The organism is Pseudomonas lutea (assembly GCF_000759445.1).
Lineage (GTDB): Bacteria > Pseudomonadota > Gammaproteobacteria > Pseudomonadales > Pseudomonadaceae > Aquipseudomonas > Aquipseudomonas lutea.
Map to the genome: position 1 here is coordinate 287,073 of NZ_JRMB01000002.1, position 13,249 is coordinate 300,321.

The 13,249-nt window shown below is 60.5% G+C and carries 16 protein-coding genes; 8 read left to right on the top strand and 8 right to left on the bottom strand.

Features of this window, described 5'->3' with window-relative positions:
* Nucleotides 1-5 precede the first annotated feature (5 nt).
* Nucleotides 6-1,430, bottom strand: a complete 1,425-nt coding sequence (locus tag LT42_RS13440; RefSeq protein ID WP_037013758.1) for an amino acid permease — start codon at nt 1,428-1,430, stop codon at nt 6-8.
* Between the two features lie 485 nt (nt 1,431-1,915).
* Between LT42_RS13440 and LT42_RS26025 the strand changes: the two genes are divergently transcribed.
* Nucleotides 1,916-2,053: a hypothetical protein gene (locus LT42_RS26025; RefSeq protein WP_037013761.1), complete on the top strand. Its 138-nt coding sequence runs from the start codon at nt 1,916-1,918 to the stop codon at nt 2,051-2,053.
* Between the two features lie 69 nt (nt 2,054-2,122).
* Entirely contained in the window at nt 2,123-3,091 is a 969-nt protein-coding gene (locus LT42_RS13450) for a CgnE/CgnB domain-containing protein (protein WP_037013763.1), read from the top strand.
* 83 nt (nt 3,092-3,174) lie between these two features.
* Here LT42_RS13450 and rluB read toward each other — a convergent pair whose 3' ends face one another.
* From rluB to LT42_RS13480, 6 genes are all read right to left on the bottom strand, one after another.
* Entirely contained in the window at nt 3,175-4,422 is a 1,248-nt protein-coding gene (rluB, locus tag LT42_RS13455; RefSeq protein ID WP_037013765.1) for a 23S rRNA pseudouridine(2605) synthase RluB, read from the bottom strand.
* A 209-nt stretch (nt 4,423-4,631) separates the two neighbouring features.
* Nucleotides 4,632-4,820 (bottom strand): DUF1289 domain-containing protein, encoded by a 189-nt coding sequence (locus tag LT42_RS13460; RefSeq protein ID WP_037013767.1) that lies wholly within the window; start codon nt 4,818-4,820, stop codon nt 4,632-4,634.
* Nucleotides 4,821-4,874: 54 nt separating this feature from the next.
* Complete coding sequence (scpB, locus tag LT42_RS13465) at nt 4,875-5,666, bottom strand: SMC-Scp complex subunit ScpB (protein ID WP_037013769.1); 792 nt, start codon at nt 5,664-5,666, stop codon at nt 4,875-4,877.
* A gap of 18 nt (nt 5,667-5,684) precedes the next feature.
* Nucleotides 5,685-6,383: a segregation and condensation protein A gene (locus LT42_RS13470; protein ID WP_162835415.1), complete on the bottom strand. Its 699-nt coding sequence runs from the start codon at nt 6,381-6,383 to the stop codon at nt 5,685-5,687.
* Nucleotides 6,384-6,511: 128 nt separating this feature from the next.
* Nucleotides 6,512-7,144, bottom strand: coding sequence for an L-threonylcarbamoyladenylate synthase (locus LT42_RS13475; protein WP_037013773.1), 633 nt, complete (start codon nt 7,142-7,144; stop codon nt 6,512-6,514).
* Between the two features lie 13 nt (nt 7,145-7,157).
* Nucleotides 7,158-8,018, bottom strand: coding sequence for a PHP domain-containing protein (locus LT42_RS13480; RefSeq protein WP_037013775.1), 861 nt, complete (start codon nt 8,016-8,018; stop codon nt 7,158-7,160).
* Between the two features lie 65 nt (nt 8,019-8,083).
* On the opposite strand from LT42_RS13480, the gene LT42_RS13485 reads away from it, so the two are divergent.
* The 6 genes from LT42_RS13485 (at nt 8,084) to LT42_RS13510 (ending at nt 12,380) form a co-directional block, all read left to right on the top strand.
* Nucleotides 8,084-8,692 (top strand): septation protein A, encoded by a 609-nt coding sequence (locus LT42_RS13485; protein WP_037013776.1) that lies wholly within the window; start codon nt 8,084-8,086, stop codon nt 8,690-8,692.
* A gap of 1 nt (nt 8,693) precedes the next feature.
* Nucleotides 8,694-8,993, top strand: coding sequence for a YciI family protein (locus LT42_RS13490; protein ID WP_037013777.1), 300 nt, complete (start codon nt 8,694-8,696; stop codon nt 8,991-8,993).
* 152 nt (nt 8,994-9,145) lie between these two features.
* Nucleotides 9,146-9,565: an SH3 domain-containing protein gene (locus tag LT42_RS13495; protein ID WP_037013778.1), complete on the top strand. Its 420-nt coding sequence runs from the start codon at nt 9,146-9,148 to the stop codon at nt 9,563-9,565.
* A gap of 7 nt (nt 9,566-9,572) precedes the next feature.
* On the top strand, nt 9,573-10,250 hold the full coding sequence (locus tag LT42_RS13500; protein WP_037013780.1) for a response regulator transcription factor: 678 nt from the start codon (nt 9,573-9,575) through the stop codon (nt 10,248-10,250).
* Nucleotides 10,251-10,502: 252 nt separating this feature from the next.
* Nucleotides 10,503-10,946 (top strand): Spy/CpxP family protein refolding chaperone, encoded by a 444-nt coding sequence (locus tag LT42_RS13505; RefSeq protein WP_037013782.1) that lies wholly within the window; start codon nt 10,503-10,505, stop codon nt 10,944-10,946.
* Nucleotides 10,947-11,039: 93 nt separating this feature from the next.
* Nucleotides 11,040-12,380, top strand: coding sequence for a sensor histidine kinase (locus tag LT42_RS13510; protein ID WP_037013784.1), 1,341 nt, complete (start codon nt 11,040-11,042; stop codon nt 12,378-12,380).
* Between the two features lie 148 nt (nt 12,381-12,528).
* On the opposite strand, the gene LT42_RS13515 is transcribed toward LT42_RS13510, so the two are convergent.
* Entirely contained in the window at nt 12,529-13,089 is a 561-nt protein-coding gene (locus tag LT42_RS13515; RefSeq protein WP_037013787.1) for an NAD(P)H nitroreductase, read from the bottom strand.
* Nucleotides 13,090-13,249: the final 160 nt, after the last annotated feature.

Consider the following 13,249-nt stretch of genomic DNA (forward strand, 5'->3'; position numbering starts at 1 on the left):
TCGCATTATTTGATGATCGAGGTGCGCTGGGCCATCGACTCGCTCCGGGCCAGGCGTTTGTTCTTGACCACGTAAAACGCCCACATCACCGCCACCCATACCGGAATGGCGTAGACCGAGACACGGATGCCCGGAATCAACAGCATGATGACCAAGATCAGTGCCACGAACGCCAGGCAGAGGTAGTTCCCAAAGGGGTACCACAGCGCTTTGAACAGGGGGCGCTGACCGATGCGGGTCAGGTGCTGACGGAATTTGAGGTGGGAATAGCTGATCATTGCCCAATTGATCACCAGGGTGGCGACCACCAGCGACATGAGCAACTCCAGCGCGCCCTGCGGCATCAGGTAGTTGAGCAGGACCGCAATCAGCGTCACAGCCGCCGAGACCAGGATCGCCCGCACCGGAACACCCCGACCGTCAACCCGCGCCAGCGCTTGCGGCGCATCGCCCTGCTCGGCCATGCCAAACAGCATGCGCGCATTGCAATAGGTGCCGCTGTTGTACACCGACAGGGCTGCCGTCAAAACCACAAAGTTGAGGATGTGCGCCGCTGTGGTGCTGCCGAGCATCGAGAACACATGCACAAAAGGGCTGCCGCTGTAGGCGTCGCCGGAAGCATTGAGGTCTACAAGCAACGCGTCCCAGGGTGTCAGCGACAGCAGCACTACCAGAGAGCCAATGTAAAAAATCAGGATCCGGTAGATGACCTGATTGATTGCCTTCGGAATGATGGTCCGCGGCTGATCGGCTTCCGCTGCGGTAAAGCCGAGCATTTCCAGGCCGCCGAAGGAGAACATGATAAACGCCAGCGCCATCACCAATCCGCTCACGCCGTGGGGGAAGAAACCGCCCCGGTCCCACAGGTTGCTGACGGAGGCCTGCGGGCCGCCCTCGCCGCTCACCAGCAGATAACTGCCCAGCGCAATCATCCCCAGAATGGCCACCACCTTGATGATCGCGAACCAGAACTCGGCCTCGCCAAACACCTTCACGTTGGCAAGATTAATGACGTTGATCATCACGAAGAAGACCGCAGCCGAAGCCCACGCAGGGATCTCCGGCCACCAGTACTGGACGTATTTGCCCACGGCGGTCAGTTCGGACATGCCGACCAGAATGTAAAGGACCCAGCAATTCCAGCCAGACAGAAACCCGGCAAACCCGCCCCAGTAGGTGTGCGCAAAGTGGCTGAACGACCCGGCCACCGGCTCTTCGACAATCATCTCGCCCAACTGGCGCATGATCATGAAAGCGATGAAGCCGCACACGGCGTAGCCAAGGATCATCGACGGGCCGGCAGATTTCAGGACCCCTGCCGAACCCAGGAACAGGCCCGTACCGATCGCGCCACCGAGGGCGATCAGCTGGATGTGGCGGTTTTTCAGACCCCGCTTCAAGTCGCCCGAATGGGACATGTGTTCACTCATTGTCTAGCCACCTTGGCGTTCTGGTCTGTGACGGAATCGAACCCGTCGCGCTCATGACGCGGCGGAGGGAAACGGGATGGATAATCCCGAGCGGTGGCGTCCAGACGCCAATGGACCACAGAAAAAACGGGCGCGCATTGTACACCGCTCACGTGGCGTTTGGCGGCGAAAGAATTCCCGGCGGGCGGACTGGCTTCAGCCGGGAAGTTGCCGCCACCAATCTGGGCGACACAATTCTGTCGCAAAAATAATTCATCAAAATCGAAAGCTCCCTAACGTTGTTTTCGCTGCAAGTTTCGAAAAATTCGGCGAAATGCCAGTATTTACGACTCATTTTTTACTTTGCAACAGGCTGACTATTGCACTAGTTTTTTCAGTGCTTGCTGGCCACGAAGGTCAGTGTGCTTCCATGACGAGGACGCGTGACTTCCGCGGTACGGTCCTCGCTGCATTCGGCAAGTACGTCATTCTCAGGAGATTCATCTATGCAAACAGTTGAACTGGCTCTCGAAGAAGAACTGCAATTGGACGATTGGTTTGAAGCACCGACTCATGATGCCGCTGTGGAGATGATGCAAGCCGACGCCGTGGTGGCGTTTGGCACCGCCATGTGGCCGTTCTAAAACAGCCGAAGGGCGAACGCGGCCGACGCGTTCGCCCTCTTGTTTTGAGCATTCGCAGCGGAGCGCACTATGGATAACAGCAGCGCAATCGAACATTTCCTGTATTACCTGCAACGCCACCCCGCCGTTACCGGCATGACCACTCCCCAGGTACTTTTGGCCCACACCCCGGAATACCGCCGCATCATCGATGGCATTATTGAAAGCTCGACGGCGCGGGATTGCTTTCGCTTCAACACCCTGCCGCTGGACTCCTCCCCGGTCGGTGAACTGGCAGAGGCAATCACCGATTCTGACCTTTTCGTCCTGTTCTACGACGCCTCAACTCTGCCCAATCCTCGGGCGGAGGGGCCGCCGTTCATACGCCAGTTGCAGGAAGTGATGTCGGCCCAGTGGAAGAAATCCCTGCTGTTCAAAGATTACGGCGACTATTTCTACGATGCTTTCAGCATTGAGCCCGAGCGCATCGCGCAGCTGAATGCGGCGCTGATCGACACCATGAACCAAGGCGAGACCCTCAGCTTCAGCGACGATCACGGCTCGTACTTCGAGGCCCCGCTGCGCGAGCTAAAGAAGTGGACCAATATCAACGGCGTTGGCAACTACGACCTGGCACCCGGCGAGATTGCCACCCACAGCGAATCCATCAACGGTCATGTGCGGTTTCTTGGCACGTTTCTCAGCACCATCCCTTTTGCGCGCAAATACGGGATTATCGAATCACCACTGGAATTGTGGATCGAGAACTCCGTTGTGACCCGCATCGCCACCGACGTACCGGGGCTGGAGCACGACTTCAATAAATATCTGGACGCCAATCCCTCGAACCGGCGTATCGAGGAGTTGGGGATCGGCACCAACGAAGGCGTCAGTCAGCTGTACGCGCGCAACGCAGGTTTCGAAGAGCGCCATTGCGGGTTGCATCTAGGCTTGGGCGGCGGCGCCAAGGGCAGTCACCACATGGACCTGATCTTCAACAGCGGATCACTGGCCGTGGACAAGCGCGTGGTGTTCGACGGGACCGCTTACGTCGTCTGAATCATAAGCGCGCATAAAAAAACGCCAGTCTCTCGACTGGCGTTTTTCGTGTTGCAGACCGCTGTCAGTGTTTCACTGCCGCATTACTCAGGCTTGCGGCGGCCGAAGCCCGGGCGTTGGCCGGAGCCACTTGGCGGACCGCGGCGTTTGCCGGACGGGGTCTTGTCATCCACCAGGCCGATGCCGGGACGCGAAGGCTTTGGCTTTGCAGGCCGCTTGTTCATGTCGCTCGGACGCTCGGCGACCGGCGTGCCACGACCGCTGTCGGAGCGAGGACTCTCGCCTCGGGCGTTACCGCCACGAGCATTGTCACCACGACCGCCAATGGCGGGACGCGGCGTACGTGCCGGGCGACCGTTCTCGGCAGGCTTGCGCGCAGGGCGCTCGCCGTCGGCCAGACGCGGTTCGCGGGCAGGACGGTCAGCCGACACCGCGTCCTTGGCCGGACGCAGCTGACGCACGCGCTCGCCTTTGCCCAACGGACGCGACGACTGACGCTGCAGACGCTCCAGCTTGTCCTTGGTCTTGGCCGTCATTTGCGGCATGGCGACAGGCTTCAGGCCCACTTCAGCGCTGAGAATGTCGACTTCCTGTTGGCTCATCTCGCGCCAGCGACCCATCGGCAGGTCGGAGTTCAGGAACACCGGACCGAAACGCACGCGCTTCAAGCGGCTGACCACCAGCCCCTGGGATTCCCACAACCGACGCACTTCACGGTTACGGCCTTCCATGACCACGCAGTGGTACCAATGGTTGAAGCCTTCGCCACCCGGCGCCTGCTGAATGTCGGTGAAGCGCGCCGGACCGTCTTCCAGCACCACGCCGGCCTTCAGGCGCGCCAGCATGTCGTCGTCAACCTCGCCGCGCACGCGCACAGCGTACTCGCGGTCCATTTCGAACGAAGGGTGCATCAGGCGGTTGGCCAGCTCACCGTCAGTGGTGAACATCAGCAAACCGGTGGTGTTGATGTCCAGACGACCGATGTTGATCCAGCGGCCCTCTTTCGGACGCGGCAGGCGATCAAAAACGGTAGGACGGCCTTCAGGGTCGTCACGGGTGCAGATCTCGCCGTCCGGCTTGTTGTACATGATGACGCGGCGAACGGTTTCGGCGGCTTCTTCGCGCTTGATGACGCGACCGTCGACCGTGATGGCGTCATGCAGGTCGACGCGTTGGCCGAGGGTGGCCTGTACGCCGTTGACCTTGATGCGGCCTTCGCCGATCCAGGCTTCGACGTCGCGGCGCGAGCCAACGCCGATGCGCGCCAGGACCTTCTGCAGTTTTTCGCCTGCTGGGCCGATTTCTTTGTCCTGCTTGTCTTGTTCACTCATCTGGGCACCTCCCGGTGTGTCGAATCAGGCCATGCGCGAGTGGGCAAGGCCTGTTGCCCGGCTCCGTGCAGAGCGCTCCGAGTGAGCGCAAAGCTAAACCCGGATCGGGCTGAAAACTGAATTCCCGGCGCGTGGAGATCGCCAAAAGGTCGCGAATCATACGCGCATGCCGCGCGTTGCGCATCAGAGACTAGATGAAAAAAACAGCCTCACTTCTTTTTCCGCCGACCGGCACCCTTGAGCTTGATCAGCCGCTGAGCCGATTCGGCCAGTACCGAGCGCTTCTCGTCTTTCTCCATCTTTTTCCACGACTTGATCTCGCGTTTGCTGCGGCCACAGCCGAGGCATATCTCTTCGTCGAACTTGCAGAGGCTGATGCAGGGATTCTTGGTGCTCATGGGTTCGCCTGAGTGAGAAATTGGGCGCTGTGCATTTTCCTGCCACAGCGATCGTCACCGAGGATCTTCATCGTCCTGCGGCGGTTCTTCCAATTCAGACTCTTTATTGGCCTCATCGAGCAATAAATCGTCGAAATCGATTTTCAGGCCCTGCTCCATGGAATCGAGCTCAGCCAGCAGGCTGCGGAAACTGGTCTCATCGCGAGGTGCTTCGGGTTCGGCGTCGGGGTCCGGTTCAAGACTCGCGTCCGCCAGCGCTTGCAAATGCGCCGGCACCGGGGCGTCGTCGAATTCGAGCACAGGCTCGGTTTCCATCTCGCGCAGGTCGGCCAGCGGCGGAAGTTCGTCGAGGTTTTTCAGGTTGAAATGGTCAAGGAATGCTTTGGTAGTGGCAAACATCGCCGGTTTGCCCGGCACGTCGCGGTAACCGACGATCCTGATCCATTCGCGCTCCATCAGCGTCTTGACGATATTGCTGTTGACCGCAACGCCGCGCACGTCTTCGATCTCCCCGCGGGTGATCGGCTGGCGATAAGCGATCAGCGCCATGGTTTCGAGCAGTGCCCGGGAGTACCGCTGCGGCCTTTCTTCCCACAAACGCCCCACCCAGGGTGCGTACTTCTCGCGGATCTGCAAGCGGTAGCCGGTGGCGACCTCTTTCAATTCAAAGGCGCGGTTGTCGCAGGACTTGCCCAGCAGCGTCAGGGCCTTTTTGAACACCGCAGGCTCGGGCCGCTCGCCTTCTTCGAACAGCTCGTAGAGACGTTCCAGTGACTGCGGCTTGCCCGAGGCGAGCAGGAATGCTTCAAGCAAGGGTGCCAGATCGCGAGGTTCGTTGAGGTTCATGGGTTCAGTTCTTGCCCTTTATTCGGCTCGCGCCCGCACATGAATGACCGTAAAGGGTTCGTTCTGGACCAGTTCCACCAGCTGCTCCTTGACCAGTTCAAGCACGGCCATGAACGTCACCACTACGCCAAGCCGTCCTTCTTCCGCTGTGAACAGCTCGGCAAACGGCACAAAGCCAGCGCCTTTCAAACGCTCCAGCACATCACTCATACGCTCGCGCGTCGACAACGCCTCGCGGCTGACCTGATGACTCTCGAACATGTCGCCCCGACGCAGTACATCCGCCATCGACATCAACAGCTCTTCGAGGGCGACGTCCGGCAATAACCTGCGCACACGCGCTTCAGGCGCTTCCAGCCGCGGCACGACCACATCGCGCCCTACTCGGGACAGGTTATCGATGCCCTCCGCGGCGGCCTTGAACCGCTCGTATTCCTGCAGACGACGAATCAGCTCGGCGCGCGGGTCGCCTTCCTCCTCTTCGGCCATCTCCGAGCGTGGCAGCAGCATGCGCGATTTGATCTCGGCGAGCATGGCAGCCATGACCAGGTACTCGGCGGCGAGCTCCAGGCGCACGGTTTTCATCAGCTCGACATAGCCCATGTATTGGCGGGTGATTTCCGCCACCGGGATGTCGAGGATGTTGATGTTCTGTTTGCGGATCAGATAAAGCAGCAGGTCGAGCGGGCCTTCGAAGGTTTCGAGAAAAACTTCCAGCGCATCGGGCGGAATGTACAGGTCGACCGGCATTTGCGTGACGGCCTGACCGTAAACCAGCGCAAACGGCAGCTCTTGCTGGGCGTGGGCCTGAGGGTCGGTGCGAGCCTCAAGCGTTTGCGCGTCGGTCACTCGGCGTCGACCCCGAACGGCGTCGGATCGCCGCAGCCCACCCGGACCACTTTCGGATCGCCTTCGGTCAGGTTGACGACCGTGGAGGCAGAAATGCCACCCTCGCCGGCATCGATGATCAGATCCACCTGATGCTCAAGGACGCCGCGCATTTCGTGGGGATCGCTCATCGGAATGGTCTCGCCGGGCATGATCAGGCTCACGCTCATCAGCGGCTCGCCCAGTTCCTGCAGCAGCGCCTGAGCGATGGGATGACCGGGCACGCGCAGGCCGATGGTGCGGCGCTTGGGGTGCAGGACCAGACGAGGTACGTCACGGGTAGCGCCAAGAATGAACGTGTACGGCCCGGGCGTATGCGCCTTGAGCAGGCGGAAGGCCGCCGTGTCGACCTTGGCAAAGGTGCCTAGCTGCGACAGATCGCAGCACATCAGTGTGAAGTTGTGCTTGTCGTCCAGTTGACGAAGACGGCGGATACGGTCAACCGCGGCCTTGTCCTCCATTCGACAACCCAGTGCATAAGACGAATCGGTGGGATAGACCACCAGACCGCCCGCCCGGATGATCTCCACGGCTTGCTTGATCAAACGCGTTTGAGGGTTCTCCGGGTGGACCTGGAAAAATTGACTCACGGTATCTTCCTGTTCAGACGGCAGTAGGCTGGTCATGTTTGAACCGACACCAAAGGGGCGGCAGGTCTTCGGGCAATGGGCGATATACGCCGATTTCGGACCAGGCGCCAGGGGCATGAAAATCACTGCCGGCACTGACCAGCAGACCGAACTCACGGGCCAGGATAGCCAGACTGCCGACCTGATCGGCGGGCTGCAGGCCGTTGACCACTTCTATTGCATGGCCGCCCGCCTGAATGAACTCGGCGACCAGCTTGCGACGCTTGCTGCGGGTGAAATCATAATGCGAAGGGTGCGCCAGACTGACCCAGGCGCCGGCAGAGCGCAGGGTCGCTACTGTCTGCTCAAGAGTCGGCCAGTGTTGTTTGACGTCGCCCAGCTTGCCGGCCCCCAGCCATTTGCGAAACGCCTCGGCGCGGTCCTTGACGAAACCCTGGCTCACCAGAAAGTCGGCAAAATGCGGTCGGGCCGGGGCGTTGCCACTGTCACCCAGTGCCTGTTGCACTGCGCGGGCACCTTCCAGCGCGCCGGGCATACCTTTCATCGCCAACTTGCGGCTTATTTCTTCGGCCCGCAGCCAGCGGCCCGTGTGTAATTGCTCGATGGCGTCGCGCAATTGCGGAGCGTTTACATCAAAGGCATAGCCCAGCACATGAATGGTGGCGCCCCCCCAGGTGCAGGACAACTCGATGCCATCGACAAGCTGCATACCGAGCGCAAGCGCCGCAGTCCGGGCCTCGGCGAGCCCTTCAAGGGTATCGTGATCGGTCAGCGCGAGCACTTTTACGCCGTGCTCATGGGCACGCGCGACGAGTACCGCGGGCGCGAGGGCGCCATCGGAAGCGGTGCTGTGGCAGTGCAGGTCGACGTTCATAGGGGCGCTTTCGCAGTCATTGATGTTTGTTATTATGCCGCCACATCCAGCTTCTGGCTCTTACTGTGAAACAATTCATCGACTTCATCCCGCTTATCCTGTTCTTCATCGTCTATAAAATCAGCCCGCAAGCCGTCGATGTCATTGGCCACAGCTTCATGGTAGGCGGGATTTACAGCGCTACCGCGATGCTGATTGCCAGCTCGCTCGTGGTCTACGGCGTCCTTTATGTCCGTCAGGGCAAACTGGAAAAAAGCCAGTGGCTGACACTGATCGCCTGCCTGGTGTTCGGCAGCCTCACTCTGGCTTTCCACAGCGAAACATTCCTGAAGTGGAAGGCGCCGGTGGTCAACTGGGTCTTCGCGCTGATCTTCGCCGGCAGCCATTTTGTCGGCGACCGTCTGTTGATTCAACGCATCATGGGCCACGCCCTGACCCTGCCTCAGGCGGTATGGACCAAGCTGAACATCGCCTGGATCGTGTTCTTCCTGTTTTGTGGCGCGGCCAATCTCTATGTTGCATTTACTTATCAAGAATTCTGGGTCGACTTCAAGGTGTTCGGCAGTCTGGGCATGACCTTGCTGTTCCTCGTCGGCCAGGGCATTTTCCTGGCCCGCCACATCCATGACGCCGACCCGTCCACCCAGCCTTCAAACAAAAAAAGAGAGGACTGACATGCTTTACGCAATCATGGCAACCGACGTCGCCAACTCGCTGGAAAAACGTTTAGGCGCGCGCCCTGCTCACCTTGAGCGCCTCAATGCGATGAAGGCCGAAGGCCGCATCGTCCTCGCAGGCCCCATGCCAGCGGTGGACAGCAATGATCCGGGCACCGCAGGCTTCACCGGTAGCCTGATCGTTGCCGAGTTCGAGTCGCTTGCCGCGGCCAAGTCGTGGGCAGATGCCGATCCCTACGTCGCCGCGGGCGTCTACGCCGACGTGGTGGTCAAACCGTTCAAGCAAGTCCTGCCCTGACTCCCTGCAGGTGCGCCCGGCTATCCACCTGCCGGGCCGCCTTCGTTTCCCGCCCGATTGATCGCTCATCATCAGCACTCCCCTGCCGATACGCTGCCTGATACTCATAAAAACGGTGCGCCAGTCCGGTGCCGCGAGAACCAGGAGTTCAGATGCGTCTACGTCCGTGGTGTGTGTTGACGGCCGCATTGGCCGCTTCGGCGATCAGTGTTGCCGCGCAATCCGATGACACCAGCGATCCGGCCAGCCATGCGCTGCCGCTACCCGGTGTGGCCGCTCAGCTGACCGAGCTCCGCCAGCGTCTGAGTGAAAGCGAAAAGCAGCGCGATGACTTGAACCGGCAATTGCAGAGCGCCGATAGCGAACGCGAAAGTATCCAGCTCGGACGCCTGCGCCAGGAGAACCAAAGGCTTAGACTGCAGCTCAAAGAAGCACAGTCGGTGACCCCGCCAAGGGTGTTGACCGAACAACAACAATGGTTTGTCGCGGGGGGCGGCGTTGCTATGTCAGCCCTCCTGTGCGGTATCTTTGCCAGCGGCTGGCGTAGACGTCGTCGGCAATGGCTAAATTGAGTGAGTCATGAGCGAGCTGTTACTTATTGATGATGACCAGGAGCTGTGTGAGCTTCTGAGCAGTTGGTTGAGTCAGGAAGGGTTCGTCGTGCGCGCCTGCCACGACGGCCAGAGCGCCCGCAAGGCGCTCGCCGAATCGGCACCTGCTGCGGTGGTGCTGGATGTGATGCTGCCCGATGGCAGTGGTCTTGAACTGCTCAAGCAGCTGCGCGCCGATCACCCTGATCTTCCGGTGCTGATGCTGTCCGCCCGCGGCGAACCGCTGGACCGCATTCTGGGTCTGGAGCTGGGTGCCGACGATTATCTGGCCAAACCCTGCGATCCACGTGAACTCACCGCGCGTTTGCGCGCGGTGTTGCGGCGCAGCCATCCGACGGCGGTGTCCACGCAGATCGAGCTGGGCGATTTGTGCTTCAGTCCCGCGCGCGGCGTGGTCACGATCGACGAGCAGGAGTTCACCTTGACCGTCTCTGAAGCGCGCTTGCTTGAGGCCTTGCTCGGCCAGCCTGGCGAACCGCTGGAGAAGCAGGAGCTCGCACAACTGGCACTGGGCCGCAAGCTCACTTTGTACGACCGCAGCCTGGACATGCACGTCAGTAACCTGCGCAAAAAGATCGGACCCCACGCCGACGGACGCCCACGCATCGTAGCCCTGCGCAGCCGCGGGTATTATTACAGCCTCTGACGAGGCAGTTGGGAGCGGCAAGCCTTGAGCTGCAAGCTGCGAGTAAGAGCAACAGCATCGGCAGCGCCTGGCTGCTTTTGGCTTGAAGCTTGAAGCTTGAAGCTCCGCGCCACTCAGGAATCGGCACCCATGTAAACATCCCGGCGCGCCTCCTTTACCCAAGCTTTACCGATGCCTGACCTCGCTTGACCTTGATCTCCCTAAACTGGCCTCAACCGGCACAGAGCCGAAATCGAGACAAGGAGATTCACCATGCGCAAGACTTTGATGGCTTTGATGTTCGCCGCAGCCCTGCCTACCGTTGCTATGGCCATGCCTCCAGAAGGCGGTCCGATGGGTGGCCCTGGCGGCCCAGGCTTCGACGGCCCCGGCATGCATCACCGCAAAGGCCCAATGGACAAGCTGAACCTGACCCCCGACCAACGTCAGCAAGTCGACAGGCTAATGGGCGCTCAATGGCATGGCCGCAACGAGATCACCCAGAAGTACCTGGCCAAGCTATCGGCCGCTGACCAGAAGGCGATGGAGGATGAACAGGACGCTGCCCGCGCTAAAACCCAGTCCGACGTCCGTGCGTTGCTGACACCTGAGCAACAGAAGACCTTCGACCAGATCCAGAAGGATGAAGCTCAGCGCCGCGCTGACCGCGCCGAGTTCGAAGCCTGGAAAGCGCAGAAAGCGCAAAAAACCCAGTAAGGGCCAGCGGCACGGCATTACACTTCCCCCAACCCGACACGCTCCCCGGCGCGTCGGGTTTTCTGTTTAATGACCCGGGTTCGAGGGCAGCACGTGCGTTCATTGTTTTGGCGAATCCTCGCGAGCTTTTGGCTCGCCATTGCATTGGTAGCAGGCCTGTCGATTTTGATGGGGCATGTGCTCAATCAGGACGCGTGGATTCTCAGCCGTCATCCCGGGCTGCATAACCTGCCGCAGAAATGGGTTGAACTGTATGAGGGGCAAGGCGAAAAGTCCGCGCAGGACTTTTTGCAAGACCTCAAGCGCAAATACCACATTGACGTTCAGGTGCTGAACGACAGCGGCGAGGCAGTCATCCCCGGCACTTTTCCGCCCCGCGCGGCCGCGTTCGAAGAACGCCAGAACGACGACACACGCCCTCTGCCGTGGCGTCGTCTGACCACCGAATACACCAGCGCCAAGACCGGCGAAACTTACCTGCTGATTTACCGCATCCCGCACCCGGAGCTTGACGCATGGCACCGCGAGAGCCTGCTCTGGCCGCTCAGTGCGCTCGGCATTGCCCTGGTGGTGCTGACCTTGTTCAGTTTGCTGGTGACACTGTCCATTACGCGCCCGCTGAGTCGCCTGCGCGGCGCCGTGCATGATCTGGGTCAGACCACGTATCAGCAGAACAGCCTCGCGCAACTGGCCAATCGACGTGACGAGTTTGGTGTGCTGGCAAATGACTTCAACCGCATGGGCGCCCGCCTGCAAAGCCAGATCAGCAGTCAGCGTCAATTGCTTCGCGACGTCTCCCATGAACTGCGCTCGCCACTCGCGCGCCTGCGGATTGCTCTCGCGCTGGCCGAACGCGCCGAATCGGTCGAGCGCGACAAACTGTGGCCACGCCTGACCCGTGAGTGCGACCGGCTGGAGGAGTTGATCAGCGAGATTCTGGCGTTGGCGCGGCTGGATGCCGACATGGGCAGTGCGACGCCTGTCGATGTGCCGGGGCTGTTGCTGCATCTGCAGGCGGAAACGGAGATGAGCAGCGCCGAGCAGACGGTCTCGGTGTCGGTGCAGCCCGATGTGCAACTGCTGGGATGGCCGAGTGTGCTGGAGCGGGCGCTGGATAATCTGTTGCGCAACGCGTTGCGGTTCAATCCCGTAGGGCAGCCTATCGAGTTGAGCGCGAGCATTGAAGGGAATGAGTTGCGACTGAGCGTGCGCGACCATGGCCCGGGCGCCAACCCCGAGCACCTTGGGCAGTTGGGCGAGCCGTTTTATCGCGCGCCCAACCAGACCGCGCCAGGGTATGGGCTAGGGCTGGCGATCGCCAAACGAGCGGCTGAAAAGCATGGGGGCAGTTTGCTCCTTGGCAACCACCCTCAGGGCGGATTTGTAGCCAGCATCGTGGTGCCACGCGAGCTGACCGCTGCGCAGTCCCGCTGAATGGATGCTGTGATTAGTAGGACCGGCTTCAGCCGGGAAGAGGCCGGAACATACATCCCGAGTTTTCGGCGTTACGCATACCGCCTTCCCGGCTGAAGCCAGTCCTACAGTGGCGTCCGTCGTCAACATCGGGATAACGTGGGTTTCCTTACCCTTGCCAGGCGCTGACAAATTCGCTGACGTCCGGCTTTTGCGCTTCACGCGGCGGGTTTTGCGGCGTGCCCAGGTAAAGAAAGCCGACGACTTCTTCGTTGTCCGTCAGTCCCAGGCCTTTGGCTACATGACGTGTGTAGGACAAGTCGCCAGACCGCCAGACGCCGCCGATGCCCAGTGCGTAGGCCGCCAGCAGGATGCCGTGGGCGGCGCAGCCGGCGGTGATGACCTGTTCATTCTTCGGGACTTTGAAATGATCGGTCAGGCTGGCGATGACCACGACCACCAAGGGCGCGCGCAACGGGCCATTGCGGGCCTTGTCCAGCGCCTTGGCATCTGCGTCGCCGCCTTTCTCGATCAGGGCCTGGACCAGGAGCTCCCCCATGCGGTTGCGTGCCTCGCCTTCTACGGTAAGGAAGCGATAAGGCCGGATAACGCCGTGATCAGGCGCACGCAGGGCAGCGCTGAACAGGATCTCACGTTGCTCGGCGTTCGGGCCGGGCTCGATCAAGCGGGGCACGGACACGCGATTAAGCAATACGTCGAGCGCTTCCATTAAGTCGTCTCCAGAAAAAATGACGGGCCATTGTAGTGCCCTCGGTGCAGTCTTGAACTTCAATAACGATTAACCAGGGCAATTACTTACAACACTCACAGAAATGCCTCGGTTTACACAGGCGAGCCGGTGAGTAAAATGGCCGCCCTCTCACTTCCTG

Excerpts from the sequence above, each read along its gene's own strand:
- LT42_RS13505 (WP_037013782.1), top strand. The coding sequence starts at position 10,503 with ATGCGCAAGACTTTGATGGCTTTGATGTTCGCCGCAGCCCTGCCTACC.
- LT42_RS13500 (WP_037013780.1), top strand. The coding sequence starts at position 9,573 with ATGAGCGAGCTGTTACTTATTGATGATGACCAGGAGCTGTGTGAGCTT.
- LT42_RS13480 (WP_037013775.1), bottom strand. The coding sequence starts at position 8,018 with ATGAACGTCGACCTGCACTGCCACAGCACCGCTTCCGATGGCGCCCTC.
- LT42_RS26025 (WP_037013761.1), top strand. The coding sequence starts at position 1,916 with ATGCAAACAGTTGAACTGGCTCTCGAAGAAGAACTGCAATTGGACGAT.
- LT42_RS13490 (WP_037013777.1), top strand. The coding sequence starts at position 8,694 with ATGCTTTACGCAATCATGGCAACCGACGTCGCCAACTCGCTGGAAAAA.
- scpB (WP_037013769.1), bottom strand. The coding sequence starts at position 5,666 with ATGAACCTCAACGAACCTCGCGATCTGGCACCCTTGCTTGAAGCATTC.
- LT42_RS13460 (WP_037013767.1), bottom strand. The coding sequence starts at position 4,820 with ATGAGCACCAAGAATCCCTGCATCAGCCTCTGCAAGTTCGACGAAGAG.
- LT42_RS13515 (WP_037013787.1), bottom strand. The coding sequence starts at position 13,089 with ATGGAAGCGCTCGACGTATTGCTTAATCGCGTGTCCGTGCCCCGCTTG.
- rluB (WP_037013765.1), bottom strand. The coding sequence starts at position 4,422 with ATGAGTGAACAAGACAAGCAGGACAAAGAAATCGGCCCAGCAGGCGAA.
- LT42_RS13495 (WP_037013778.1), top strand. The coding sequence starts at position 9,146 with ATGCGTCTACGTCCGTGGTGTGTGTTGACGGCCGCATTGGCCGCTTCG.
- LT42_RS13440 (WP_037013758.1), bottom strand. The coding sequence starts at position 1,430 with ATGAGTGAACACATGTCCCATTCGGGCGACTTGAAGCGGGGTCTGAAA.
- LT42_RS13450 (WP_037013763.1), top strand. The coding sequence starts at position 2,123 with ATGGATAACAGCAGCGCAATCGAACATTTCCTGTATTACCTGCAACGC.